At 45.4% G+C, this 24,787-nt stretch carries 21 protein-coding genes; 13 read left to right on the forward strand and 8 right to left on the reverse strand.

The features are described from left to right. Window positions 1–35 precede the first annotated feature (35 nt). The 3 genes from QUA58_RS16055 to QUA58_RS16065 all read right to left on the reverse strand — a co-directional run bounded on the left by QUA58_RS16055 (window position 36) and on the right by QUA58_RS16065 (window position 2,337). Entirely contained in the window at window positions 36–920 is an 885-nt protein-coding gene (locus QUA58_RS16055) for a phycobilisome linker polypeptide (RefSeq protein WP_333394827.1), read from the reverse strand. A gap of 227 nt (window positions 921–1,147) precedes the next feature. Further along, window positions 1,148–1,750, reverse strand: a complete 603-nt coding sequence (locus QUA58_RS16060) for a chromophore lyase CpcT/CpeT (RefSeq protein WP_333394829.1) — start codon at window positions 1,748–1,750, stop codon at window positions 1,148–1,150. Between the two features lie 50 nt (window positions 1,751–1,800). After that, window positions 1,801–2,337: a phycobiliprotein lyase gene (locus QUA58_RS16065; RefSeq protein WP_333255243.1), complete on the reverse strand. Its 537-nt coding sequence runs from the start codon at window positions 2,335–2,337 to the stop codon at window positions 1,801–1,803. A 236-nt stretch (window positions 2,338–2,573) separates the two neighbouring features. Here QUA58_RS16065 and cpeB point away from each other — a divergent pair, with 236 nt between their 5' ends. The 5 genes from cpeB (at window position 2,574) to QUA58_RS16090 (ending at window position 6,839) form a co-directional block, all read left to right on the forward strand. Continuing rightward, a complete protein-coding gene (gene cpeB, locus QUA58_RS16070) occupies window positions 2,574–3,128 on the forward strand; it encodes a C-phycoerythrin subunit beta (RefSeq protein ID WP_333255245.1) in 555 nt (184 codons plus the stop codon). A gap of 76 nt (window positions 3,129–3,204) precedes the next feature. Further along, window positions 3,205–3,699, forward strand: coding sequence for a bleomycin hydrolase (locus QUA58_RS16075; protein ID WP_333394831.1), 495 nt, complete (start codon window positions 3,205–3,207; stop codon window positions 3,697–3,699). Between the two features lie 171 nt (window positions 3,700–3,870). After that, a complete protein-coding gene (locus QUA58_RS16080; protein ID WP_333394832.1) occupies window positions 3,871–5,160 on the forward strand; it encodes a HEAT repeat domain-containing protein in 1,290 nt (429 codons plus the stop codon). Window positions 5,161–5,431: 271 nt separating this feature from the next. Further along, the gene (locus tag QUA58_RS16085; RefSeq protein ID WP_333394834.1) at window positions 5,432–6,046 is read left to right on the forward strand and encodes a HEAT repeat domain-containing protein; all 615 of its coding nucleotides are present in this window, start codon (window positions 5,432–5,434) and stop codon (window positions 6,044–6,046) included. 322 nt (window positions 6,047–6,368) lie between these two features. Continuing rightward, on the forward strand, window positions 6,369–6,839 hold the full coding sequence (locus QUA58_RS16090) for a hypothetical protein (protein WP_333394836.1): 471 nt from the start codon (window positions 6,369–6,371) through the stop codon (window positions 6,837–6,839). A gap of 101 nt (window positions 6,840–6,940) precedes the next feature. On the opposite strand, the gene QUA58_RS16095 is transcribed toward QUA58_RS16090, so the two are convergent. After that, window positions 6,941–7,933 carry a Rieske 2Fe-2S domain-containing protein gene (locus tag QUA58_RS16095; protein WP_333394837.1) on the reverse strand — a complete coding sequence of 331 codons (993 nt, stop codon included), beginning with the start codon at window positions 7,931–7,933 and terminating at the stop codon, window positions 6,941–6,943. 52 nt (window positions 7,934–7,985) lie between these two features. On the opposite strand from QUA58_RS16095, the gene QUA58_RS16100 reads away from it, so the two are divergent. The 3 genes from QUA58_RS16100 (at window position 7,986) to QUA58_RS16115 (ending at window position 9,619) form a co-directional block, all read left to right on the forward strand. Continuing rightward, entirely contained in the window at window positions 7,986–8,798 is an 813-nt protein-coding gene (locus QUA58_RS16100) for a TetR family transcriptional regulator (protein ID WP_445301881.1), read from the forward strand. 137 nt (window positions 8,799–8,935) lie between these two features. Continuing rightward, window positions 8,936–9,421, forward strand: coding sequence for an ester cyclase (locus tag QUA58_RS16110; protein ID WP_333394839.1), 486 nt, complete (start codon window positions 8,936–8,938; stop codon window positions 9,419–9,421). A 39-nt stretch (window positions 9,422–9,460) separates the two neighbouring features. Continuing rightward, window positions 9,461–9,619, forward strand: coding sequence for a hypothetical protein (locus QUA58_RS16115; protein ID WP_333394840.1), 159 nt, complete (start codon window positions 9,461–9,463; stop codon window positions 9,617–9,619). Between the two features lie 232 nt (window positions 9,620–9,851). Here the strand turns inward: QUA58_RS16115 and QUA58_RS16120 are convergent, their stop codons facing one another. Then, window positions 9,852–12,362: an ATP-binding protein gene (locus QUA58_RS16120; RefSeq protein WP_333394842.1), complete on the reverse strand. Its 2,511-nt coding sequence runs from the start codon at window positions 12,360–12,362 to the stop codon at window positions 9,852–9,854. Between the two features lie 127 nt (window positions 12,363–12,489). Here QUA58_RS16120 and QUA58_RS16125 point away from each other — a divergent pair, with 127 nt between their 5' ends. From QUA58_RS16125 to QUA58_RS16140, 4 genes are all read left to right on the forward strand, one after another. Then, the gene (locus tag QUA58_RS16125; RefSeq protein ID WP_333394843.1) at window positions 12,490–12,930 is read left to right on the forward strand and encodes a hypothetical protein; all 441 of its coding nucleotides are present in this window, start codon (window positions 12,490–12,492) and stop codon (window positions 12,928–12,930) included. Window positions 12,931–13,070: 140 nt separating this feature from the next. Then, on the forward strand, window positions 13,071–13,451 hold the full coding sequence (locus tag QUA58_RS16130) for a cupin domain-containing protein (protein WP_333394845.1): 381 nt from the start codon (window positions 13,071–13,073) through the stop codon (window positions 13,449–13,451). Between the two features lie 1,072 nt (window positions 13,452–14,523). Then, a complete protein-coding gene (locus tag QUA58_RS16135) occupies window positions 14,524–16,554 on the forward strand; it encodes a bifunctional serine/threonine-protein kinase/formylglycine-generating enzyme family protein (RefSeq protein ID WP_333394847.1) in 2,031 nt (676 codons plus the stop codon). Window positions 16,555–16,618: 64 nt separating this feature from the next. Beyond that, a complete protein-coding gene (locus QUA58_RS16140; RefSeq protein WP_333394849.1) occupies window positions 16,619–16,969 on the forward strand; it encodes a hypothetical protein in 351 nt (116 codons plus the stop codon). Here QUA58_RS16140 and QUA58_RS16145 read toward each other — a convergent pair. The 3 genes from QUA58_RS16145 to QUA58_RS16155 all read right to left on the reverse strand — a co-directional run bounded on the left by QUA58_RS16145 (window position 16,950) and on the right by QUA58_RS16155 (window position 20,653). Next, window positions 16,950–17,960 carry a hypothetical protein gene (locus QUA58_RS16145; protein WP_333394851.1) on the reverse strand — a complete coding sequence of 337 codons (1,011 nt, stop codon included), beginning with the start codon at window positions 17,958–17,960 and terminating at the stop codon, window positions 16,950–16,952. The genes QUA58_RS16140 and QUA58_RS16145 overlap by 20 nt on opposite strands. 56 nt (window positions 17,961–18,016) lie before the next feature. Next, complete coding sequence (locus QUA58_RS16150; RefSeq protein ID WP_333394853.1) at window positions 18,017–18,592, reverse strand: hypothetical protein; 576 nt, start codon at window positions 18,590–18,592, stop codon at window positions 18,017–18,019. A 285-nt stretch (window positions 18,593–18,877) separates the two neighbouring features. After that, window positions 18,878–20,653 carry an EamA family transporter gene (locus tag QUA58_RS16155; protein WP_333394855.1) on the reverse strand — a complete coding sequence of 592 codons (1,776 nt, stop codon included), beginning with the start codon at window positions 20,651–20,653 and terminating at the stop codon, window positions 18,878–18,880. Window positions 20,654–21,320: 667 nt separating this feature from the next. Here QUA58_RS16155 and QUA58_RS16160 point away from each other — a divergent pair. Further along, the gene (locus tag QUA58_RS16160) at window positions 21,321–24,656 is read left to right on the forward strand and encodes an amino acid adenylation domain-containing protein (RefSeq protein WP_333394856.1); all 3,336 of its coding nucleotides are present in this window, start codon (window positions 21,321–21,323) and stop codon (window positions 24,654–24,656) included. Window positions 24,657–24,787 lie beyond the last annotated feature (131 nt).

Raw genomic sequence — 24,787 nt, forward strand, 5'->3', positions numbered from 1 at the left:
TCCCCAAGCCGTTAAGGCAGAAGTTTGAGCGGTTGTTAGTTGACAGCAGTGATGCTGGAAATTACGCCGCCTTGTTTGTGGATGCGTTGATATTCTTGCGAGAGCCTATCAAATGGTACGAGATAGGCTTGATTGCTAGAGCGAAATTTAGAGACTCGGTTCATCACAGTCGTTGCTGAAGAACGATATCCAGTCACAGTAATGCGATAAACTTTGCCTTCTGCTGAGGCGCCTAATCCAGCACGAGTACGTGAATTGATACCAGACTCTTGGAATGCCCAACCATCTCCAACTGCACCACCTGAAGGGGGAACTATGGGTAGAGGGGTTTGCTGAATCACGAATTTATTCAGAACAGGGGTTTTTCCAGAGATACTGCCCTTGAGGTCGCTACTGGAAGCTCCCCGCAACAGAGCAAACATATGAGTAAACCCAACCATATTTTGTCCTGGCTGGGTTTTGTAGCCTCGGTAATAGGGAACGATATTTTCCCCGTAGGCAGTTTGGTATTCATCACTGTCGAGGTAAGAATCAATTTCTGCCTCGAAGCCTTCCGTATCTAGAATGGTGCTATGTTCTCTCATTTCTTCTAAGCCATCAGGAGCCCGACCTAGAAGATGTTTGAAATTGAGTTCAATAAACCGATAGCGAGGACAAGTATCAAAAAAGCGAGAGCGGTAAGCGTCTGATTTTGCCAGAGCGCGGACAAATTCGCGCACACTGAATTCACCACTTTTGAATTGGGATTCAGGAATCGTCGCTCGTTCACTTTCCATGACGTAAGCATTTCCCAAAACTTGCCGATAAACGGCACGAATAATGGTTTCTACTTCTTCTTCTGAACGTCCTGGCATCAGTTCTAAACGGGGTGTTTCTTCAAATAAACTGACTCCAAGTCGAGATGCAGGTCCAAAAACCATTGAAAAAATCTCCACAATTGTATTACATGAAAAACTACCATACTTAGACGTTCTATTAGAAAACTTAACATAAGTTAACATCAGGTCTAATCTGGGAGCTTATTTGTACTACAGAAAGAGGTTGAGATATTGGCTCGGAGTCTCTGAATTGCAAAAATTTTGCTGTAGTACGAAATCAAGGATTGTAATATATGGCGAATGTGAGTTGAAATTATTAAGCCGATAAGTTATAATATGTGAGGTAACTCATTGGCAAAACTTTGACGCTTTTCAAAATGTAGAGAGCCAAAAGCCGACCCCCAAACCTGTTGATGGGTATTCACATCCAGACCTTGATCGAGGCTACTCCAAGTTGTTTCTGTAATCTCGACATCACTAACTAGGTAGGTTGAACAACCTCTTTTTTCAATGAGACAAAGGTTTCCAGGTTCCACACTGCCTCGAAACATTTTGCCGTCTCTTTTAAAAATCATGGAACAGTGATAGCGTCGTTGCAGACTATCTGGTTTAATAGTTTTGAGAATGCTTAATTCTCGTGCGGCTCCGGCGTACTGTATTGGGTCTTCGAGGCTATAATTTTCAATATAAATCTGATCTCCCTGGTCAATTAAGCGATGAACTCCCTGACGATAGGGAGTCCACAGATCGTGATCGTAAACCTGTTCAGAGTAAAAGCCAATGGCATTGAAAAATTCAAAGGGTAAGGGACGAAAAAATATCCGAATATGGGCAAATTTTTGTGGGTGTTCAAAGGATTGTTGATAGTTACTAAAATCCCCAGCCATCCACTGAGCTAAAGTGATTAAATCATTGCTTTTAACTGAATTCATATGCTAAAAAGAAGGTAGAAGAAAGTTTATGAATAGCAATTGGTAATTCACTAATTTCCTGACAGCGAACGAATCTCTGAGGAAAATGATGCCGTTACTACCCCACTTCCGGCACTGGTTTTAATTAGGGAAACACGAAACCGTAAATTAGGATTAGCAAACCAGATTTTTTCTTCTGCTGCGGCGTGTTCGTAGCTAGTCAACAGGACAAATGTTCCATCCTCTGTGATGTGATAGTCACTTGCTGCGGCGATAGTTTCAGCATAACCTTGATCTCGTAATAACTTACCACGATTAGGCACATTTGGATCGGGGATTGGTACAAGAATACAACTCCCCTTAACCTCAGAATTCTCATCCCAATCTGACTCACCCTCCCAACTCATTTGAAAAGGGATTACGGCTTGGGATGGGTCAACCTTATACAATTGGCAGAGCTCAATTACGGCCCGATCGCCCGGCGAGATAGCAACGATATCAATAACTGACTGCACAGCTTCAAAGTGTCTGAAAGTCAAATGATGGGCGCTGCGCTGCGATCGCCACCGTCCTAGAGAATTTTCAACAAACTGCTTAATATTGTTCATGGAAAACATTGTACAGGGGCAAGAGCCAAAATATTCTTGTCTTCAGAACTCCACTTTTTGCGCGCCTGTCCACGAAAAAAAGTGCTTTTAGCCACAAAAGTAACAAATTGTTACTTTGTTTCTCAGGAATGAGACAGAGGCAACACCCCAGAGATATATTCAAAACCATTAAGTTAGTCACCAAGTTGACCAACTGAGATCAGAAATAATTTTTCGTCTAAGTTAAGGAGAACTCAATGCTTGACGCTTTTTCAAGAGCTGTAGTTTCAGCCGATGCCAGCACCTCCACCGTCGGTGATATTAGTGCCCTCAGAGCTTTCGTTGCCAGCGGCAACAGACGCTTGGATGCTGTAAACGCGATCGCCAGCAACGCTAGCTGCATGGTTTCTGATGCTGTTGCCGGTATGATCTGCGAAAACCAAGGCTTGATTCAAGCTGGTGGTAACTGCTATCCTAACCGCCGCATGGCTGCTTGCTTGCGCGATGCAGAAATCATTCTGCGCTATGTCACCTACGCTTTGTTGGCCGGTGATGCTTCAGTTCTTGATGACCGTTGCTTGAATGGTTTGAAAGAAACCTACGCAGCTTTGGGCGTGCCCACCACCTCCACCGTGCGTGCCGTTCAAATCATGAAGGCTCAAGCCGCTGCTCACATCCAAGACAACCCCAGCGAAAAATTTGCTGGTGCTAAGCTCCGCAAAATGGGTAGTCCTGTAGTAGAAGATCGTTGCGCTAGCCTAGTTGCCGAATCTTCCAGCTACTTCGATCGCATCATTTCGGCACTGAGCTAGTCCGTTGCTAATCGCAATTCGCTCAGCAAAATTGAAACTACGCTCGCTGTCAAAATCACTTTAGGAGATTTAAGAAATGAAATCAGTTCTCACCACCGCTATCGCCTCTGCTGATGCAGCAGGCCGCTTCCCTAGCACCTCAGATTTAGAATCAGTTCAAGGTTCTATCCAACGCTCTGCTGCTCGTTTAGAAGCTGCAGAAAAACTAGGCAACAACCTCGACGCAGTTGCTAAAGAAGCTTATGATGCTTGCATCAAAAAGTATCCTTACTTGAACGAATCCGGTCAAGCTAATTCCACCGATACTTTCAAAGCAAAATGCCATCGCGACATCAAGCACTACCTGCGCTTGATCCAATACAGCTTAGTTGTTGGTGGCACAGGCCCTCTGGACGAATGGGGTATTGCCGGTCAACGCGAAGTTTATCGCGCTTTGGGCTTGCCTACTGCTCCTTACGTTGAAGCATTGAGCTTTGCTCGTAACCGCGGTTGCGCTCCTCGCGATATGTCTCCTCAAGCTTTGACTGAGTACAATGCTCTTCTTGACTACACGATCAACTCCATGTCCTAATTAACTGACAGGTTTGTAATGTCGTGACTGGGTAGTTTGTACCCGACAAGTCTAGGAACTCTTGGCTCGTTGCTTTACCGATTTTGGTGAGGTAAGGGTAAAGAATTCCTAGGCTTGTTATTGTGTTTTAATAGGCAGATCATATTATAGTTATTGCAGACTGCTAATTTTATGGATAAACGCTTTTTTAGTTTTTTTAATTTAACGGAAGACCAGGCGATCGCCCTTTTAGATACGCCCCAAGCTGAAATCGGCGAAGAGGATTCCCGCTACATAGCTGCTTCCCACTTGATCAATTTCTCAAGTGATCGATCGATCGCAGCATTGATGCGAGCAGTACAACAAACTGATCCGGTGCTGGAAAACCGGATTGTGCGCCGCAAATCGGTGGAAACCTTGGGAAGACTGCAAGCTATGCAAGCATTGCCGGTGATTCGCACTTGTCTGGCGGATGATGACTGCTACACGGTGGAAAATGCGGTTTGGGCGATCGGCGAAATTGGCACTCAAGATGCCGATATATTAGCAGAAGTTGCTCAATTGCTGGATAAACCGGGACAAACCTACCGGGTAATTATCCACACCTTAACTAAATTAGATTATCAGCCGGCCGTAGCCAGAATTAGCCGATTTGTCGATGATATTGACCCGCCGACTGCTAGTGCCGCGATCGCCGCAATTTGTCGCTTAACCAGAGACTTTTCTCAAATGGGAAAAGTTGTCGCGATGTTGCAACACAAAAATGTCCTTGGGCGCAGATTATCTATTCAGGATTTGATAGATGCGCGTTACTACGATGCAATTGGCAATATTGCCAGATGTCCGGTATCTTTAGTCTTTCGGCTCAGAGCAATTAGGATGTTAGCAGAGGCAGGAATTGCTGACAAAACCCTTACCTTTGCCCGCATTCAACCGCATTTGGAACAAACCTTAAGAGACTATCCAGCGGATTTAGATTTAGTGCATAGTTATGAAAAATTACCAGATTTACCGTTTGTGATTCACCAGTTATATGAAACGGATTTTGGACGTTGCTATTTAGCGGCTAAAACGATACTGGAAAATTACTCAGAGGAGGCACCAGCCGCCCTATTTGCGGCTTTTGCTGAAGAAGCAAATAATGACTATGGAGCGCATTTTCATGTGGTAAAATTGTTTGGTTGGTTAAAACATTCTCCAGCCTACGATTTGTTATTGGAAGCTTTGCATCACTCCCAACCCCAGTTTCAGAAATCCCGTGCAGCGGCGGCGATCGCCCTGGGGGAACTGGGAGAACAACGTGCTATTCCAGAATTGAAAGCCTGTCTGGAAACTAAAATCTGGGATTTGAAGTATGCTGCATTAATGGCACTAGAAAAACTTGGTGATGTCAGCGGTTATGAAATTGCGGAGGCAGACCAAGATTGGTTGGTTAGAGCTAAAGTAGATGCTCATACTTCTGTAACATCCGAAATATCTTAATAGGGCATAGGGCATAGGGCCTAAAAGCATCGGGCATACCTCACCACACTTGAGAACCGCCATACAACTGTCAACTATAGCAATCCTAAATCATTCAGATAAATTTGTAGGGGTAGTGCCCCCGTGCCTACCCCCTATCTATCGGGGCAACCACGGGGGGATTGCCCCTACAATAATTACGCAAATCATTTAGGATTGCTATATCAACTGTCAACGGTCAACTGTCAACTGTCAATTGTCAACAGTCAACTGCTATAAAACCACCAAAACCATGACAACAGATGCTTTGTTTGAACAACTAAAACACCCGAATCCTCATCTGCGCGATCGGGCAATGTTTGAAATTGCCGATTCCCGCGATGAAAATACAATTTCTCGACTGGTGGGCATTTTAGATCAAGAAGATGTCACCTATCGTCGGGCGGCGGTAAAAGCCTTGGGCGTGATTGGTGAAGATGCCGTGCCATCGGTGGTTGAGGCATTGTTAAACAGTGATAATGTGACTGTGCGAGGAAGTGCGGCGAAGGTATTGGCACAAATTGCGATTAATTATCCAGAGTTGCCGTTTCCTGAAGCGGGCTTGCAGGGATTAAAAAAGGCGATCGACGATCCGAATCCTGTGGTTAATATTGCTTCAGTGATGGCTTTGGGGCAGATGGGTTCTTCTGCTTTTGAGATTTTGGTGGAGTCGCTGAATACAACGGATAATGTGGCGGTACAAGTGGCGATCGTGAATGCTCTTGCTTCTGTGGGCGATCGACGTTGTGTAGAAGTTCTCACCACATTTGCGAATGATGAAGCGGTGGATTCTTATGTGCGGGAATCAGCGACAAGTTCTTTATCGCGGTTGGATTTGGTGATGAATTATAAGCGTGCAGATAGTTAGATTTAGTGACATTTTTAGCATTACTCTTGAGCGCACACAGCACTTGCAGCCAATGCGAGTTCTGATAAAACTTTGGGCGGGCGTTGCTGATTCACGGTATGAATTAACTTTTCGCTTGGAGTTACAAAACTCACCATACTTGGCTTATAGCAATTGGGAAATCTTGAATTCATACCTGTATTCAGCAACGCGATCGATCTTTTAGTCTTTACCCTTAATTCTTCTAGTTTCTATAGTTGCTAGAATAGCAGCCAATACTAACCGGACTGCAACTCATGCTAAAAACCATCGAAGGTATTTGCATCACTTGCTAAACAATCCTATGATGGTTCATCATGATCTTGATGATTGTTTCATTCTTCATTCCTCAGCTAATATGCGATCGCTCCTCTTGACTCTTGCTCTCATGTGTTTAGCCACCCCCGCTGTTGCCACAACCTGCGAAGAAAGCTTTCAAAAAAAAGGGGACTTTTTGAATGGTGCCGCCTTTTCTGCCCGTGTTCAGGTTGAGGGGTTATCGATAGAAAGAGCATTTTCCCAATTACGACCAATTTTAGCGCGCGAGAGCATCAAGACTATTAGCACCGATGTAAGTACAGGTGTCATGAAAGCTGAAAATCCTGCAACAGCATTTCAGCGTGCTTTGCCAATTGATGTGTTTGCCTCAATGGACGGCAACCTATTAACTGTTGAAATGATCTTTACCATTCCAAGTGGTGTGGGTGCAAGTAGGGACACCGTGAAAAGATACTTGTGTGGTGCGTTAAATCAATTGTTACCCAAAACTCAGTAGGTAGGTACAAAAAGAAGTGCTGGAATGGCTTTATGGAAAATCTAAGAACATTTACCGATTAAGCTATCGGCGCGGCATGACGCTCAAGGCATCTTCAGTATCTACCTTGAAAGATTAGGTTCCCTAACATTAGGAAAGCTTTCAAAATTGCGCCGTACCCAATCCATCCCCACTTCATTATTGAGTTTAATTTTCTGAGGCGTGTCGGGATAAATTTTCCCTAAAATATCCGCATCTTGATCCACGACAACTTTACCAAAATTGAGATACGCCCCCCCCAACACCTTAAATATAGGATGCTTCGCTTGACCGAACAGCAAAATATAAGTCCGCGTCCGATTCTCGGCTTCTGGTACGAATATATGACACTGTGCAGCTTTGCCGAAAGGCATTTCTCCATGAAAAATTACTAGGGATGGGAAATGATTTTCTAAGTGAGCTTTAATGGTGCTGGGCAGCAGCCACAAATCAGGCTTTCTGAGCTTTTCTACCAAACTGTAAGGTGCAGTCGGCATATCGTAAAACGCATGGGATTGATGTCCTTCATCGATGAATTGATGAAATTCCACATCGGTAATCCTAAACAAGTCTCGGTGGGTGCCGTTTTGATGATTGTAGTCGTGCATATTTAGCAGCATCGTCAGCAAATCTGTCTCGATACTGCGATCGGCGGTATGCCCGATGAAGTAGTAAGTTTCTGCGATTTCCTTGAGCACATTGGGAATAGGGACTTGCGCTTCGTATCCCCCATAAGACCAAATCAAGTCATCTTGAATAATCAAATCTAACGGTTTCAGTAAGGGCAATGTTTTTTTATTCGAGCCGGGCAATACGGTGCAGCCGCCCGCATCAAACTTCAGGGCATGGAACGGGCAGACGACACCGCTTGTGCGATCGCTTTCGGCTTCGCACCATCCTTCCGACAGCATTGCTCCCATGTGCGGACAGGCGTTGGGCAAGGCATGGATGCTTCCGGCAATATCTTTCCACATCACATAGTCGGTGCCGTGCAGGGAAATTTTGCGAGGCTGGTTCACTGCTAGCATTGACTTATGTGTCAACAGCCAAGGTGCACCGGGAAGCATAGACTGCATGGTGTTCTCCTTTAGACATAAAATTGTGAGAGATTTGTCGCTTTTCCAGAATATGACAGAATACTCGCGTTCGTCAAGCAATTTGCGCCGCCAACCGAAACAGCAGCGTGGTAAAGAAAGAGTCGAAAAAATCTTGGATGCAGCAGCAGCAGTGTTTGACGAGGTGGGCTATCAAGCGGCGACTACTCATCTAATTGCAGCAAAAGCAGGGACAGCCATCGGTTCTCTGTATCAGTTTTTTCCTGATAAAGCTGCCATTTTTAATGCAATGGAGCTGCGTCATGCCGATCGCGTTAAGGCTATGTGGGTGCAGACGAACACAGCGGAAATCATTCAGTCACCGCTGCGTGAAATGATCCATACCCTTGTCACTGCTGTTGCAGAGATGTTTGAACAGCCTGTATCGCGGGTGGTGTTCGTGCAGTTTTATATAGCGCGCGAGATTTTCCAGTCGATCGATGAAAGTATGACTCAGGAAGCGATTGACTTTATGGCGAGTCTTTTGAAGCAAAGAAATCCCAGCTTGAGGGAGGCGCAATGTAGCCTGTTAGCGGAGGTTTGCGTTCACAGCAGTAATGCTGTCATTCTGTCGGCACTTCGCAACCGGGATCGACAGCATCGCCAACAACTAATACAGCAGATTGAGGATTTGTTGGTGTCGTATTTAGAGTCGTATGTGGGGGAAGGTCGGTCGAGTAATGTAATGAAAGTAATGAAATGTCCTCATTGTCAATCTGAGCAGTTGTCCAAAAACGGTTATCGACGGGGGAAGCAGTGCTATCGCTGTAAGGAATGTGGCAAACAGTTTGTAGAGAATTCCCAGCGATCGGTTATTTTGAAGATGAATTTGGTCGATCGAACGTGAGTAAAGGCGATCGATTATTGCGTGAAGTGAGTTTATGTTAAAGATAAGTGTCGAGGCAGCGTGTTGAAGTCGGCTCGATATTTCGATCGAGTTCTCGCAATCATTGCGTTACAATTTAGTTCAAAACAAAATTCTGTATGCTGAGCGACCAAAACAAAGCAATCGTTCTCCAGTTCTACAAAGCGTTCGACGATCGTAAAATGGCACAAGCTTTAGAACTTCTAGCGCCGAATTTTATTGCTCGCATGGCCGGAATGCCAAAGCCATTGGACGCGGAGGGATTCAAGCAGTTCGGGATGTCGTTTTATCTAGCTTTCAGTCAGGGTGAACACGTTTTTGATGAGGTCATAGTTGCAGGTGATAAAGTGGTGACGTGCGGAACGTTCACAGCAACACACCTCGGAGAATTTCAAGGTTTGCCACCAACGGGCAAACAAATCAGCTTGGCGGTTATGCACATCGATCGAGTCGAAAACGGCAAAATCGCGGAGCATTGGGGTCAGGGCGATGCACTTGGATTAATGCAGCAGTTAGGGATTGTATTCTTGCCGGGCCCAAAGCTAATACCGCACATTTTGAGAGGTGCTGTGTCCAAACTGTTTAAAAAATCCGCCCATAAATAAGATTGTCAGAGCTTGTAGTTGACAGTGGCAGAACAAGTCATGGTAAGAGTTAGGTCGCGATCGCAATACTCAATACCCCATACTTCAAAATTACCTGCGGGCGATCGCTCTTCAATTCAATGCGATCGCACTTGCGGGTTTCTATCCTTATTGTTATGCCAAGAGTGCGATCTTTGTCAAGGGCGATCGAGCTTCTAAGATGCTTACCAGAAAAAATTGGTTTAAAGCCTCTCCCTTAAAGGCGAGAAATTAAAATAAAACTATTCATTACTCCAATCCTCTTCCTTCTAGGTAGAGGTCGCACTCATCTGTCAACTGTCAACTGTCAACTGAATGAAGGCTTCAGATCGAGCAGTTGGGGGTAATTGACACCCCGATTGATTATTGTACTGCCTCAGATTGTTCAAGGGCTGCACTGAACGCGAAGTGGTTAAGATTCAACAGCGATCGGGAATGCTGAAATTGTCTGTTGCCGAATGGGTATCTGAATCACAAACTCAGTACCTGAGCCAGGTGTAGAAAAACACTTGATTTTACCGCGATGCTTTTCAGTAATGATTTGATAACTAATCGACATTCCCAAACCCGTACCTTTACCGATCGCTTTGGTGGTAAAAAAGGGGTCAAAAATGCGCTGCTTCACTGGTTCTGGCATACCGATTCCGTTGTCAGCGATCGCCACCTCCACCCATTGATTGTCGATCGCAGAAGTCCGAATCCTAATCTGGTTCGGGGTGTCTTTAAGCTCCTGATAGGAGCGTTTGGTATTCATCTCATCTAGGGCATCCAGGGCATTGACCAAAATATTCATGAATACCTGATTTAGTTGTCCGGGGAAACATTCCACCTTCGGCAAAGTGCCATAGTCTTTGATTACTACCACACCTGGACACTCTGGTTTATCTTTGAGCCGGTGTTGCAAAATCAGCAATGTACTTTCAATTCCCTCATGAATATCAACATCTTTGAAGTCTGCTTCATCCATGCGAGAAAAATTTCGCAACGAGAGGACAATACCGCGAATTCGCTCGGTTCCTACCCTGATAGATGAAATTATCTTTTGGATATCTTCAGTGAGGAATTCCAAATCGATTTCCTCTGCCATTGCTTGCACGTCTGGATCGTTGCTGGGATGGCGCTGTTGATAGAGTTCTATCATCTGCAGCAGATTTTGGGTATATTCGTCCAGGTGGGTGAGATTACCGTGGATGAAGTTGACCGGGTTATTGATTTCATGGGCAATTCCCGCAACCAACTGCCCCAAGCTAGACATTTTTTCGCTTTGGATAACTTGCATCTGGGCTTTTTTCAGTTCGTTTAGGGTTGTCTCCAGTTCTTTAGCTTGCGCGATCGAGGAAATTGCTAGTTCTTCGATCGCAGCAACCTGGGGCAGACTTGTCCAGCAAGCAATTGCCACTCCCACAAATGCCAGCGTCATCAACACAATAATCAGCAGATAGGGATTGTTGGTTCCGGCTTCTACCCGCAGCCAGGAGCGAATCAGCCAACTGATCGTCGCTGTACCACAAATCAGCGCCATCAAAATTGCGACCTGAAACACTATAAAATCTTCGTTTTTAGGAGGAGTAACTGGCTGGGTATGGAGTCGATCCCACCACGGTAAGTGTAAAGGTGCCCAAGGAATCCGCCGAATTGCGGCGTCGATCGCGATCACTACTAACGGCAACAGCAATCCGAGACCAAAATCCATCCATCCCCAGGCAGCACCACCCACCACCAGGGAAATGAACTCCACCACCAGTAATGCTAAGGATAGTCGGCCCCAACGCACGACTGGATCGTTGCGCTGCATCCACAGCCCCAAGTGCAACCCCATGATAGAAATGAAAAAACTCACCCCTGACACCACAACAATTCGAGTGGTGTTGCCCCAGACTAAAAATCCTAAACTACAGATAAAGGTTAGCAGCAGCGCGGGTTCTAGGGAACCTCGACGGGACACTGCGCCAAACACTGGAGACAACAGCCCATCCTGCGCGAGTTGGAAAAGGATGCGGGGCGTATTACAAACGCTAGTCGCAGATCCCAACAAACAGCTAGCCGCAACCAGCAAAGTGACTATGACAGGGGCAGCGTCTCCCCAGAAAGGCTTGGCAGCCACCAAGAAATTGCCGTACAAATTGCCTTCTAAACCGGAAGCGGTTGCCAACTGCACCAACACTAAAGTGCCACCGACAAACACCAGAGGCATGAACCAGGCAACCCAAGACAGGGCCTTGAGGGTGTCTTTTGGGTGGAGACTGTCTGCTACAAAGGATGAAGCTGTGTCACAGCCATAGAAGCTATAAGCGGCAAACAAATACCATTTCAGCCAGTCCTGGACACTGATGGCATCAATGCTGCTGGGCAACAGTCCGGGGCTTTGGGGCGAAAAGGCAAGCCAGCCTAAACCCTGAACGCAGAAGAGGAGTAAAAAGCCGATCGAAGGAAAGACAAAAAAGAGGTGCAGAATGGCGACGGCGCGGGTGCCACTGAATGCTAAAAAGTAAGCGATCGCAGTAAAACCGATCTCAAACACTTTTTCTGGAATATTCAGCCCCATCGGTTCTAAATGAAATTGGATCAAATCTGTGATGACGATCGCATTAATGGGCGGAAAGGAAACCCAGCCCAAGAAGTAGGCAATCCCCAAGTAACGGGAAAGGGCAGGGTAACGATGGAGCAATCGCGTGATGTAATTTGGTGTTCCTCCAGATACATCGGGATATTTCTCACCCAAACTCTTAACTTGAAGGTTAAACAGAATTCCGACCATAACACCAGGAATCCAAACCAACAGCGATGCGGAGCCAATATCTGCTTGCATCGACGGCGCTAAGTTAAACCACATCAGATATCCAACCACACTAAACCCCCAAGCTTCCGCAGAGGACATGGTGCGCCGGAGGCGATTCAGAAATGGCACACGATCTATTTCCATAACAAGCAGATAAGGGTAATCCTATTGTGATACAATTGCAATTTTTACACTCAATAAAAAAACAAATACCTAGTTTTTACTTCTAGGGATGAAAATTTTCAGATCGAGCTGATGTAGCGGTGAAAGATTGAGGCAATCAGTTGAGGTTGCTAGCGATCGCACTCTTGATCACAACAACTCATTGGAACTGATATTTTGCACCAGTTGCAATAAGTCTTTCACGGGCGGGCTAGAAGAGCAACTGCCCACAAAAAAAGTCACTTTTTGTGGAAGAGGCCGAAAAGCCTGTGCGAGCGAGAATGGTACAATAATATCTCAGTTGAAACGGACTCTATTGAGTCTTTTCACTTTGTTTAATGTGCCGTCAGCGATCGCAACACTCAATACCAAATACTTCAAAATTACCTGCGGGCGATCGCCCTTTAATTCAATGCGATCGCTCTCTGAGTTTCTATCCTTATTGTTCTGCCAAGAGTGGGATATTTGTCAAGGGCGATCGGGCTGCTTGCAAGTTGTGATTCGAGCGGGTTTTAGGAAGAAAACCCCCAAACCACGATTTTTAAATTAGTTTGAGGGTTTTTTATTTTTTTGGGGTGATCGAGACAAATCAGGGAAACTTTTTTCCGTAAAGTTATCTGTGAGACAGTTCTTTGTAGGCGATCGGTGAGACGATCGCTCTTGAGAAGTTTTTCAAAGAGTGATGCAAAGATGAGTATAACTAGGATATTCAGCAGTTCTAAATTTTTTCAACCGACTGAGGTCGAGCCTGTTCGTTCGATCGTTACCGAATCTAAGGATGCTGTCGTTGTCGCCTGGTATATCAAGCCAGGTCAGGCAATCCCCGCGCACACCCATCCCAACGGGCAAGACACTTGGACTGTTTTAACCGGGAAGGGAGACTACTATTTGGATAAAGCAGGCACTACGAAGTCGATCGCTGCTGGGGATGTTGTAGTCGCTCATACCGGATGTGTACATGGAGTATTCAACAACGGTGATGAGCCATTGGTTTTTATCTCAGTTGTGTCACCAGCCGATGCGGGGTATCAACTTGTCTCGTTAGAAAACTCTTTTGCTCTCCATCCCTAATTATTCAATCCACCGGGTTGTATTCATCAAAAAAATTAAAAAGGTAAAAGCCTTTTTAGACCTATGAAAGGGTTGATTAAATATCTTTACGAAATCAAATTAGATAAAGCTATTCTCTGGTGCTATCTAATTTGGTATGTTGTAGTAGTTTGTTTTCATTTCGATCCTTCGGTTAAGATCTGGATTAATTCAATTGGTATAAGTGCTGTAATCGGTACGGGTCTGATGCTAAGTGTTTCTTCTAGTAAAGGCGAAAGAGATCATTGGCAGGTATTCAGGTTATATCTCATGCCATTTTGTGTCTCAAGCTTCTCTGCCTTGATTAAAGAGCAGGGATTTATTGTATTCATATCACCAAATTTCACCGAAACAATAGTGTCAGTATCATGCTGTGGTCTATTTTTATTACTTATTTTAGCAGTCAAAGCATTAAAAAATAAAGTTATTTAGCGGTACTACAAAATTGGTGATAGCAGCAGAAATATGACATTTTAGGTTGAAATTACCCCGCTCGCCTTTAAGGGCGATCGAGCTTGTAGAACTCTTACGCCCCGATGAAGCGATGGAATTGCTGATTGAAAGCGCTTTTTTAGTTTCCAGTCTGATAGTTCTTTGAGTGCGATCGCTTTTTGGTTGGGCGATCGCCAAGTTGTACTATACTAGCCTCTTTCATTCAGTTGACAGTTGACAGTTGACAGATGAGTGCGACCTCTACCTAGAAGGAAGAGGATTGGAGTAATGAATAGTTTTCTTTTAATTTCTCGCCTAAAAGGGAGAGGCTTTAAACCAATTCTTTGTGGTAAGCAATTACCAAGATCCCCAGACGAATATCAGCGGTAAGCGGGTTGCTAAAATCGGTCTATCGGGCTGGCATTTTTTGCCCTCAAATCGCTTTCTTTGGATTAATTGGCGTTTTAAATTCTGCCTTCTACTTTCCCCCTTGGGGCGACACAAGCGGCGGGTAATGCCCTCCCTAGGGTCAATTGTCAATAACCAATTATTAATTGTTAATCTTCCATGAGGAAGCCGAAAAGATATATCATAACCTTAACCAGATCATTTCTTCCCAGATATGTTCTACTGTTCTAATCCCAGATGTTCTAATCCTTTCAATCCCGACAACTCTAAATTTTGTCAAAGTTGCGGCGAACCCGACCTCACGCCTCTATTCAGAAACCGCTACCGCGTGATTCGACTGTTGGGCGAAGGGGGATTTGGCAGAACTTATGAAGCGGTAGATACCGATCGCATGGACGATCCCTGCGTAATCAAGCAGTTTGTACCCCAATTTCAAGGAACCTCAGCACTTGAAAAAGCCGCACAATTGTTTAAGGAAGAAGCGAAACGACTTTACGAACTTGGTGAACATCCCCAAATTCCTCGATTAATTGCTTATTTTGAGCAAGACAAGCGACTTTATTTAGTACAAGAGTTGATTGAGGGGCAAACTTTACTGGCTGAATTAACTCAGCAGGGCGTTTTTAGCGAAGAAAAAATTTGGCAGTTACTCGCAGATGTACTGCCGATTTTGAAATTTGTGCACGATCGCCATGTCATTCACCGAGACATCAAACTTGAGAATATCATGCGGCGTCGCACCTATGTTAGCTCCTCCCTGCCAAAGGCGGGAAATTTTCGGAATTCAGCTTTCCGAAGGGGAGGGCGGGGAGAGTTAGTTTTGATAGATTTCGGCATTTCCAAACAAGTGACGGGCTCCCTGATGAGCAAAGTAGGCACGACGGTAGGAACGCCCGGATATTCGCCTGTAGAACAAATGCGCGGTCAAGTTTTTCCCGGAAGCGATTTGTACAGTTTGGGAATAACTTGCCTGAGACTGCTAACTCAATGTTTGCCAAAAGTTGACGGTTCCGATGACCTTTATGACCCGATAAACGGCGGCTGGATTTGGAGAGAACGGTTGCCAGCCGGCACAAAAGTCAGCAGCGAGTTGACAAAAATTTTAGATAAGTTAATTGAAGATTATCTCAAAAATAGATATCAATCTGCTGATGAAGTAATCAAAGCTTTAAATCTCTATTCTTTACCGCCCCAACCTCCTTTTGTCAAGGGAGGACAACTTGCTTTAAATTCTTCTGTGACAAAGGGAGGGCCACTTGCTTTAAATTCTTCTGCGACAAAGGGAGGGCCACTTGCTATCCATAGTCCGGTAAATCAAAGCGGGCAAATTAATAGCAATATCTCTGTCAATCCGAGGGAAAAATCTAACACCAATCCGCCTCCGAACAAGGCAGCGCAGAGAATGACCGCTGTCAAAAGCACGTTTGAATTTCAGGTGGTGACAGTAGACAAGCGCGGGAAGCCAACTAATGTTAACAGCCACCAAGCGCGTTTCTTTGAAGAACATCTTGGTAGCAGTACACTGCTGGAAATGGTATCTATTCCTGGCGGGACTTTCCTCATGGGTTCTCCAAAAGATCGGGGTGACAGCGACGAAAAACCGCAGCACCCAGTAACTTTAGGATCTTTCTATATTAGCAAATTTCCAGTCACTCAGACCCAGTGGACAGCAGTTGCGGCGCTGCCGGAAATTAAAATATTTCTCAATCCCGATGCAGCCCGTTTTAAAGGTGCCAATCGACCTGTAGAAAATGTATCTTGGTACGAGGCTGTGGAGTTTTGCGATCGACTTTCTCGAAAAACTGGTAAGCGTTATCGCTTGCCTAGCGAAGCCGAATGGGAATATGCTTGCCGGGGGAAAACTACGGGGCCGTTTCACTTTGGGGAAACGATTACCAGCGAGTTAGCCAATTACAACGGAAATTCTAATTACGCTGACGCGCCGAAGGGAGTTTATCGGTTTCAAACTACAGATGTTGGCAGTTTTAAACCCAATGCTTTCGGATTGTACGATTTCCACGGAAATGTTTGGGAATGGTGCGCGGATTCTTGGCACAATAATTATAACGGTGCGCCTGCTGATGGTAGCGTTTGGGAGTCTGACGGGGACTCTTCGCTGAGGTTGTTGCGGGGGGGTTCTTGGAACGATCATCCTCCGAATTGTCGCAGCGCGTGTCGCCTCAGATATCAGCCGGATTGTAAGGCTAGTATTGTGGGTTTTCGAGTGGTTGTTTGTTTTGAGTGATCAGAGTCCAAGCGCAATTATTTATCGCCTTCAAAAATCGCCCACCTTTGTAACTCTAGAAGAAATGACCCAAAATTTAGCACTATTAATTTCGCTAGCAATTGAAGTTCCAACTGTTCTGCTGTTAGCACAGCTTATGGAACCAATATCTGACAAAAAGCTGCTCTTGCTGCTAATCTGCGCTGGCATTGCTACTCTTGTAACTCATCCCCTAGCTTGGATCGGCTCCCAAATGCTGATTCCCTATTTGAGATTTCCAGAACGAGCAGGATCGATCGAAATCATTGTGACGATCGCGGAAGGGGCTTTCTACGCGCTAGTAGGTAAAATAGGCTGGCGGCAAGGACTTTTTCTGTCAGCAATTGCTAATGCCACCTCTTTCTTCGGCGGCTTGGCTATCTACCAACTGCTTTAACTTCGATGAACCCTGTTTCCGCAGGACAAACTATAGCCAGCAACAAAATGGGAATTTCTAACCAAGCATGAATAGCAGCTACCAACGAGTAAACGCTGCGAGTAACTGTAAAAGATTGAGTAAAAGCCACAAATAAAAGTGTTCCCAAGATAGCAACTGTCCCGCGAAACAGCCAGCCCCTTTGCCAAGGAAAGAAAGTACGAGCTTTTGCCCAACTCGCAGCATCATCCCAGTGAGGCAGTACGCCGAGAACAACCGCATAGTGCATACACTGAAGGAACACGGCTGCAGAGAAAGCTCGGTCGCCCATAGCTTCCCCGTGCAGCTCTGGAGGTACAAATACGCCCAAGTGAGAGGAAAGTGACCCTGCTTTCAGCAGCGAAACTGAGGGAGATAGCAGATGAAGTTGAGCTAAGGCGGCGTGTGGCAAGCCGGAAAGAATTAGCAGCGGTATGGTAACAAAAACTACCAAACAGCAGCATAAAGCGCGCTGTCGCCGTTCGCCTCGTAGTCTTTCGGCGATGAAACCAACTGGTGTTAGGTTGTGCAAGATACTAAAAACCAACAGCAACATAGCAGGCGCGATCGCAATGCCTGCCGTCACTCCCGCCACCACTGCTATGCCAAAAGCACCCCACAGCCAACTACGCAAGGCGAGTTTAGGAACGACTAATCCTGCTAGGCACGCAACGCAAGTTAATTCTAAAGGTGCGATCTGCAAGCTAGAAATCAAGCCCAGCATAAAGCAGGTGCGGAAGCTAACAATTAGCAGCAGGAGCCAAATCATCCCCAAACGTAAGTTGTTTCCCAGGCGAGAATTAAAACGACCATCAACATAGCGCAATTCGGTGATGACGTGAGCTAGTCCAAACATTGCCAGGGCGATCGTGTAAGTTGCTAGTGGCAAAGCAACTGATATCAGAGCGCAGGCTAGCACAAGCACAATTGCTGCTATTAGCACCAACTTATGTCTTGGCGGTAAGGTTTCCATCGTCTCCATGAGGTGCAAGGATTGCTATAGCAAGAACGGATAGCATTAGAGCGAAACTATTTAGGCAGCTTGCGTAATCTAAAAATTACTATAGCTGTTACGACGAGGCTGGAAAGCACTAAAAGCCCCAAAATAAACATTTGAGAATTACTGCTTTTCTTCCTTAATTCTAGATTGTTGTTACTGATAGAAACAATTTCCAATACATCCGTAATGTCCCCAACGAAGATGGCGGCGACAGATCGCGAGTGCTCAATTTGTAGTTTTGATGGAATTAAACGTCGATCTTTTTCATCAAATTTTTTAAGTTGTTCGGCGAGAATTTCTCCAGGTTTAACCGCTGATTTTGGCAGGGCGTAAACTTGGCTATACATCCGATATCCGCGGTCACCAAAACACAGATTTGGCTTGAGGATTCTATGACTATATGGGAGTGTCGGGTCCGGGTTAACAGAGCGGACGACAGCTATAAATAAATACTGAGGATATTTATTTAAGTTATCAATTTTAAAACAGGCATAAACTTTAGTAAATCCTGGTGTCAGCACATCTGCACGCGCAGGCAAAGATAGTCCTAAAGATAAGACTAATGACAACAGTAAAAATGTCGATTTTATGGTTAATTTTTGCATGGCTTTTAGCTAGACTGAATAGATTAGGACTAAGGCAAAAAAACCGGTTTCTATGAAAAATCGTGGATACACCCTGTGTTGGATTGAGGAAGGAAACCCAACCTACAGTATCAACTAATACCAATTATGTATGAAGCTGCATAGAATGGGAAGCCTGAAATCTTTTCTGGTCAAGGATCTATTCTATGCAGCTTCACAGAAAATTGGTATTAGTTTTTCTTCTGTAGGTTGGGTTGGCAGCTCATGTACCTGAGAAAGGCTATACCGTTAAAGAAAAATATTACCTTAACTAGCCTTCTTCTGAGGAGCGACTATGCGTTCCACACTCATAGCAGCCACGCTCAACGTCACCACAGCCATGCCGAGAATTGCCACAGGCTGCAACTTCTCATTGATAATTAGAAAACCGAAGAGTGCAGTCATTGCCGGCCCCAAAGTGCCAATTACTGACGCTAAGGCTGCCCCCGCGAACCGGATGGCAAAATTATTCAAAAGATAACTAAACAGCGTCAGCACCCCTAAAACAACGCCTCCCACAATCAAACCAGGCCAAACATTTTGGTCGATTTTAGGAGAAAAATTTTCCGACAGTGGCACCCACAAACTCAGGGATGAAAATACAAAAATAGCGGCGAAATTAACTAAACTAAAAGGAATTGGGTGCAGCTTGCCCGCCGCCATTTGCGTCAGCAATACGTAACCTGCAAAGGTAATCCCAGAAGCCAGTGCTGCTGCGACTCCTACTCCAACATTGCCGCCGCCCGGAGCTTGGGCCGCAAAACTCGGCAACCCAGCTAAAATCAGACCTGCGGTAATCCCGAATATCGCAAAAAAGCCGACTCTGGTGGGGCGAGCGCCAAACAATATCCAAGAACCCAGTACGGTGACGATCGGGTAAATAAAGAAAATCGTAATCGCAATCCCGGCTGGAATATTGCCGATCGCCAAATAAATCAAAACCTGAGACAAAAACAGAAAAAATGCGCTTCCTAAAACCTTACTCCACAAAGCTCGATCGCCCGACTCGAACAACCGTCTAATATCTTTCCAAACAGAAGGATACAGAAATGTCGCCAATATCGGCATCAAAGCCATCACCACGATCAGCCGCATCAACAAAATCAACAAAGAATTTCCAAAACCTGGAGTCACCACCCCCGGAAATTCAAACCACCCAAAAACCATCCGAGGATTTTTGCTTTTAATCAGAATTCTCAAACAAACATTAAACAGCGACAATACCACCGCCGAAGACAAAGCCAGCACCAAACCTGTCTGTACTTGAGAAGGTGCTTTAGCGGTTGCAGCAGGCGCTGAAGAAGGCTGTGGCACGGGTTCTCGCGGCGTTTCCACAGGTGTTGCCTGCAGAAGTTGCGGCCGGACAGAATTAAGAGAATTAGTTGATTCCTCGACATAGGAATCTTGAGCATCGAAAGGATTCTCAAGATATTCTTCTTCTGATTCGAGTTCTTCCCTGATGCGGTTTACGAGATTTTGTAACAGCTCTTCCCCTTGCAGTTCCAGGGTTTTCATGTTGTTGAGCCGCACCGAAAGCTCACTTTCATAACTGGTTAAATCTTGTTCCAGCATCTGGAAACTGCGATCGATCCTTTCATCCAGCGCCGCCAGCAACTCCGAAGCTCGTTCGTCGTAGTTGCTCGGCGGCAGGGGTATCGGGAACTCGCCGCTGGGAATCGGGCTGCTGAGAGAATTCCCTGAGTTAGCGCTGAGTTCGTTGAACCGCTGCACCAACAAATCCTGCAAATTGTGAGCCAAAACTTGAGCCAACTGCTTCAGCCACAATTGCTGCTGCTGAATGTATCGCCCAGACAGAGATTCCATTTGCTGAGACTGCAATTTGCGATATTGCTCTCTCAGGCCTTCAATATCGTCAATCAAGTGATTTTTTTCAGTTTGCAGCCGTGTAATGTCTTGATTTAACTGGCCTTTGACATTTTCATGCAAAGCGTCCAGTTCTTGCATTACTGAGTGGAGGACTTCTTCTGCTGATTGTGCATCCTCTGGCTCGCCCTTTGACGAGTATACGTTCCGCTGCGCCATTAGCCTATAACCTCTAATTTAAACTGCACGTTCAGTGTTCTTAAGTATTTTGCCTGCATCAGGTCGCAAGTTTATAGTGAGTTGATCTAAAAGATTGCGAACACTGTTTAATCAATAGTAGTCGCTAAGCTAGAAATGTGAGAAAATTGCGTGAAGCAAAGCTATCCCGCTCTTAATCCCCCCAAGAACACTTTGTGCAATTAGAAATCATACTATAGCAATCCTCGCATCAGTTGTAAAAATATGTAGGGTAGTGCTAAGAGTGCCTACCCCAGCCTGCATCGGGGCAACCACGGGGGGTTTGCCCCTACAAGAATTACACAAATCATTGAGGATTGCTATACAGCTTGACCTCTCCACGGATTGCTCCCGGTAATTATCGCATCTAACTCACCCGATTGCACCCGAATCACCAGCCTCATGACCCCTTCTGCGACTAAATTTGATTGGGGGGTGGCACTCCTAGCCCCTCAACGGATAACTTGATCCTGCGGCCAGAAATCCGGTTTCTTTTGCCCGCCCTTCTCCCGCACTCCCGCACCCAGGTTTATTATATTAAAGGTTCCGATCTTTTGCTCGCGAAAGTTTTAAGAGACGATCGCACCGTCAAAAAGCCACCCCGCGCCATCAAAAAATTAACACATCCCATCCCCTAAGAGCAACAGATATGGCATCAGAAATTTATGACAATTCCTTTACAAACGATCGACAAAACCTAAATATTTCCTCCGAAGCCGAAGTGTTTGTCTTTCCGGCATCATTTGCCCAGCAGCGCTTATGGTTTCTCGACCAATTCGCACCGGAAAACCCTTTCTATAATGTAGTAACAGCACTGCGCTTAACTGGTTCCCTCAACTTAACAGCCTTAGAGCAAACCTTCAACGAAATAGTGCAGCGACACGAAACTTTGCGAACCACTTTTGCAGCGGTATCAGGTCAACCAGTGCAGATAATTTCTCCCGCTTTTAAGACTAATTTAAAAGTATTAGACTTGCAATATTTGCCGCCAGAACAACGGCAAACAGAAGCAAAAAAACTCTCCGCAGCAGAATCTCTTTGCCCTTTCAATTTATCCACCGGGCCGCTGATGCGAATCACCATCCTGCGGCTGACAGAAACCGAGCATATTCTATTGCTAAATATGCACCACATAGCTTCCGATGATTGGTCGATCGGGGTGTTAATTCGAGAACTGGAGGCAATCTATACAGCTTTGATAAATCAACAGCCATCTCCCCTACCAGAATTATCACTTCAATATGCCGACTTTGCCGAGTGGCAGCGCCAATGGCTGCAAGGTGAAGTATTAGAAACTCAGCTAGCTTATTGGCGGCAGCAATTGCACGGGATTTCGGCGTTAAATTTGCCCACAGATCGCCCTGCACCAGCTAGGCAAAATTATCGGGGGAAAACTCAATATTTAGAACTGCCAAAAAAGCTGAAGGACGCACTTTTAGCGCTCTCGCAGCGAGAAGGAGCGACTTTATTTATGACATTGCTCGCTGCATTTCAAACTTTGCTTTACCGTTACTCGCAACAAGAAGATATTGTTGTAGGTTCGCCGATCGCCAATCGCAACCGCAGCGAAATTGAAACATTAATCGGTTTTTTTGTCAATACTTTAGTGCTGCGAACAGACTGCTCGGGAAACCCGACATTTCGAGATTTTTTGGGCCGGGCGCGGGAAGTAACCCTGGGAGCTTACGCTCACCAAGATTTGCCTTTTGAGAAGCTAGTCGAGGAATTGCACCCAGAGCGATCGTTGAATCGCCACCCGCTGTTTCAGGTAGTATTCGGCCTGCAAAATGGGCCTGTGGACGAGCTAGAATTGCCCGAATTAAAGTTGAGCTCTTTTCATTTAGAGACTCAAACAACCCGCTTTGATTTAGAGCTGCATTTGTGGGAAGCTTCCGATAAGTTTAGGAGCAGATACGGTGAACAGTGGCAAGATTCGGAAGGCCTGAGAGGCGTAGCTGTGTACAATACGGATTTATTTGATGAAGTTACGATCTGCCGGATGCTGAGGCATTTTAAAACGCTGCTGGAAAGCATTGTGGCTAATCCAGAACAAGGAATCGCTAACTTACCTTTATTGAGGGAGGATGAAGTGAATCAATTATTCAGAGAATGGAACGATACTCGGACAGATTATCCTCAAAATAAGTGCATTCATCAGTTATTTGAGGAGCGATCCCTGCAGCATCTGGAGGATGTCGCCCTAACTTTCGACAGCCAGCACCTGACTTACAGAGAACTCAACAGTCGCAGCAACCAACTGGCGCGCTACCTACAAAAACTGGGCGTGGGGGCGGAGGTTTTAGTGGGGCTTTGTGCAGAGCGATCGATCGACCTAATTGTGGGGATGTTGGCTATACTGAAGGCTGGAGGCGCTTACTTACCGTTAGATCCGAGCTATCCGCGCGATCGGCTAAACTTGATGCTGGAAGATGCTCAAGTTAAAGTATTGTTAATTCAGGATAAATTGATTGAGAATTTCAGAGACTTCTCACACTCGGTGATTTATTGCGATCGCGATTCCGAACAAATCGCCAAAGAAAGTGCAGAAAATCCCGCCAACACCATAACAGCAGACAACCTAGCTTACGTTATTTACACATCTGGCTCCACAGGAAAACCCAAGGGAGTTGCTGTCACCCACAAAGCAGTAAATCGGCTGGTACTCAACACCAACTATATAAAAATAGAACCTACCGATAAAATTGCCCAAGCATCAAACGCTTCATTCGATGCAGCCACCTTCGAGATTTGGGGAGCCTTGCTTAACGGCGCTCAACTCGTGGGAATTAGCACAAATATTACCCTTTCGCCTCATGATTTAGCCTTAGAACTGCTCCAACAAAACATCACCGTTTTGTTTTTAACAACAGCCTTATTTCAACAAATTGCTAGAGTTTTACCACAAGCTTTTAATTCGCTGCGCTGCTTGCTGTTTGGCGGAGAAGCGGTGGATATAAGATGGGTGAAAAAAGTTATAAAACACAATCCAACCACTAAATTAATTCACGTTTACGGGCCGACCGAAAATACAACTTTTTCGGCTTATTATGAGGTGCAAGACGTATCAGAAACCGCAACATCTATCCCCATCGGCCGCCCTCTTGCCAACACGCAAATTTATCTCCTGGATGCGGATTTGCAGCCGGTGGCGATCGGTGTTATAGGTCAATTGTACGTCGGCGGTGACGGACTAGCGCGAGGCTACCTCAACCAACCTGATTTAACGGCTGCTGCATTCATTCCTAATCCTTTTAGCAATAAACCTGGTTCGCGTCTTTATAAAACAGGTGATTTAGGTCGCTATCGGGTTGACGGCAACATAGAGTTTTTAGGTCGCGTTGATAACCAAGTAAAAATTCGCGGCTACCGCATCGAATTGGGAGAAATTGAAGCGGCTTTGTGCCAGCATCCACAAGTGCGCGAAGCAGTAGTAATTGTGAGGGAAGACATCCCAGACGATAAACATTTGGTAGCTTATGTTATTCCTGACGGCATCAATGAAAAATCAGAAAGTCAAAATCTAAAATCAAGTAACTTGCGCCAATTTTTGAAAGAAAAGTTGCCCGCATATATGGTGCCTTCAGCTTATGCAGTGTTGGAGTCTCTGCCGCTGACGCCCAACGGTAAAGTCGATCGCCGAGTATTACCTAAGATAGATACAGATAGCGAGGATATAACAGAAAATTATGTAGCGCCTCGGACAGATCTCGAAAACGCGATCGGGAAAATTTGGGCTAAGGTTTTGAACAAACAGCAAGTTAGTATCTACGATAATTTCTTTGAACTAGGCGGGCATTCCCTGCTAGCAACTCAGTTGATTTCTCGCATTCGGGACGCTTTGCAAGTCGAGTTACCAGTCAGCAGTTTGTTTGAGGCTCCGACTGTGGCGAGTCTGGCAAAATACATTGAAACAATGCGCTGGGCCGCGAAAGGTTTGGATACTCCCAGAACAGACGCAAATGAGCGCGAAGATGTGGAATTTTAAAGCCGCCACAGCCAGAACCTACAAGATTTTAACTCAATACCTTTGAGTTAAGCCCGATCCCCCCTAGCCCCCCTTAAAAAGCTATGCTTTATAAACATCTTTCTTAACAATAAATTTGACAAAAGTAACTA

It is taken from the genome of Microcoleus sp. N9_A1 (assembly GCF_036701795.1).
Classification (GTDB): domain Bacteria; phylum Cyanobacteriota; class Cyanobacteriia; order Cyanobacteriales; family Microcoleaceae; genus Microcoleus.

What these genes read in the sequence shown, in the direction of transcription:
- QUA58_RS16055 (WP_333394827.1), bottom strand. Translation starts at nt 920, where the DNA reads ATGGTTTTTGGACCTGCATCTCGACTTGGAGTCAGTTTATTTGAAGAA.
- QUA58_RS16060 (WP_333394829.1), bottom strand. Translation starts at nt 1,750, where the DNA reads ATGAATTCAGTTAAAAGCAATGATTTAATCACTTTAGCTCAGTGGATG.
- QUA58_RS16065 (WP_333255243.1), bottom strand. Translation starts at nt 2,337, where the DNA reads ATGAACAATATTAAGCAGTTTGTTGAAAATTCTCTAGGACGGTGGCGA.
- cpeB (WP_333255245.1), top strand. Translation starts at nt 2,574, where the DNA reads ATGCTTGACGCTTTTTCAAGAGCTGTAGTTTCAGCCGATGCCAGCACC.
- QUA58_RS16075 (WP_333394831.1), top strand. Translation starts at nt 3,205, where the DNA reads ATGAAATCAGTTCTCACCACCGCTATCGCCTCTGCTGATGCAGCAGGC.
- QUA58_RS16080 (WP_333394832.1), top strand. Translation starts at nt 3,871, where the DNA reads ATGGATAAACGCTTTTTTAGTTTTTTTAATTTAACGGAAGACCAGGCG.
- QUA58_RS16085 (WP_333394834.1), top strand. Translation starts at nt 5,432, where the DNA reads ATGACAACAGATGCTTTGTTTGAACAACTAAAACACCCGAATCCTCAT.
- QUA58_RS16090 (WP_333394836.1), top strand. Translation starts at nt 6,369, where the DNA reads ATGATGGTTCATCATGATCTTGATGATTGTTTCATTCTTCATTCCTCA.
- QUA58_RS16095 (WP_333394837.1), bottom strand. Translation starts at nt 7,933, where the DNA reads ATGCAGTCTATGCTTCCCGGTGCACCTTGGCTGTTGACACATAAGTCA.
- QUA58_RS16100 (WP_445301881.1), top strand. Translation starts at nt 7,986, where the DNA reads ATGACAGAATACTCGCGTTCGTCAAGCAATTTGCGCCGCCAACCGAAA.
- QUA58_RS16110 (WP_333394839.1), top strand. Translation starts at nt 8,936, where the DNA reads ATGCTGAGCGACCAAAACAAAGCAATCGTTCTCCAGTTCTACAAAGCG.
- QUA58_RS16115 (WP_333394840.1), top strand. Translation starts at nt 9,461, where the DNA reads ATGGTAAGAGTTAGGTCGCGATCGCAATACTCAATACCCCATACTTCA.
- QUA58_RS16120 (WP_333394842.1), bottom strand. Translation starts at nt 12,362, where the DNA reads ATGGAAATAGATCGTGTGCCATTTCTGAATCGCCTCCGGCGCACCATG.
- QUA58_RS16130 (WP_333394845.1), top strand. Translation starts at nt 13,071, where the DNA reads ATGAGTATAACTAGGATATTCAGCAGTTCTAAATTTTTTCAACCGACT.
- QUA58_RS16135 (WP_333394847.1), top strand. Translation starts at nt 14,524, where the DNA reads ATGTTCTACTGTTCTAATCCCAGATGTTCTAATCCTTTCAATCCCGAC.
- QUA58_RS16140 (WP_333394849.1), top strand. Translation starts at nt 16,619, where the DNA reads ATGACCCAAAATTTAGCACTATTAATTTCGCTAGCAATTGAAGTTCCA.
- QUA58_RS16145 (WP_333394851.1), bottom strand. Translation starts at nt 17,960, where the DNA reads ATGGAAACCTTACCGCCAAGACATAAGTTGGTGCTAATAGCAGCAATT.
- QUA58_RS16150 (WP_333394853.1), bottom strand. Translation starts at nt 18,592, where the DNA reads ATGCAAAAATTAACCATAAAATCGACATTTTTACTGTTGTCATTAGTC.
- QUA58_RS16155 (WP_333394855.1), bottom strand. Translation starts at nt 20,653, where the DNA reads ATGGCGCAGCGGAACGTATACTCGTCAAAGGGCGAGCCAGAGGATGCA.
- QUA58_RS16160 (WP_333394856.1), top strand. Translation starts at nt 21,321, where the DNA reads ATGGCATCAGAAATTTATGACAATTCCTTTACAAACGATCGACAAAAC.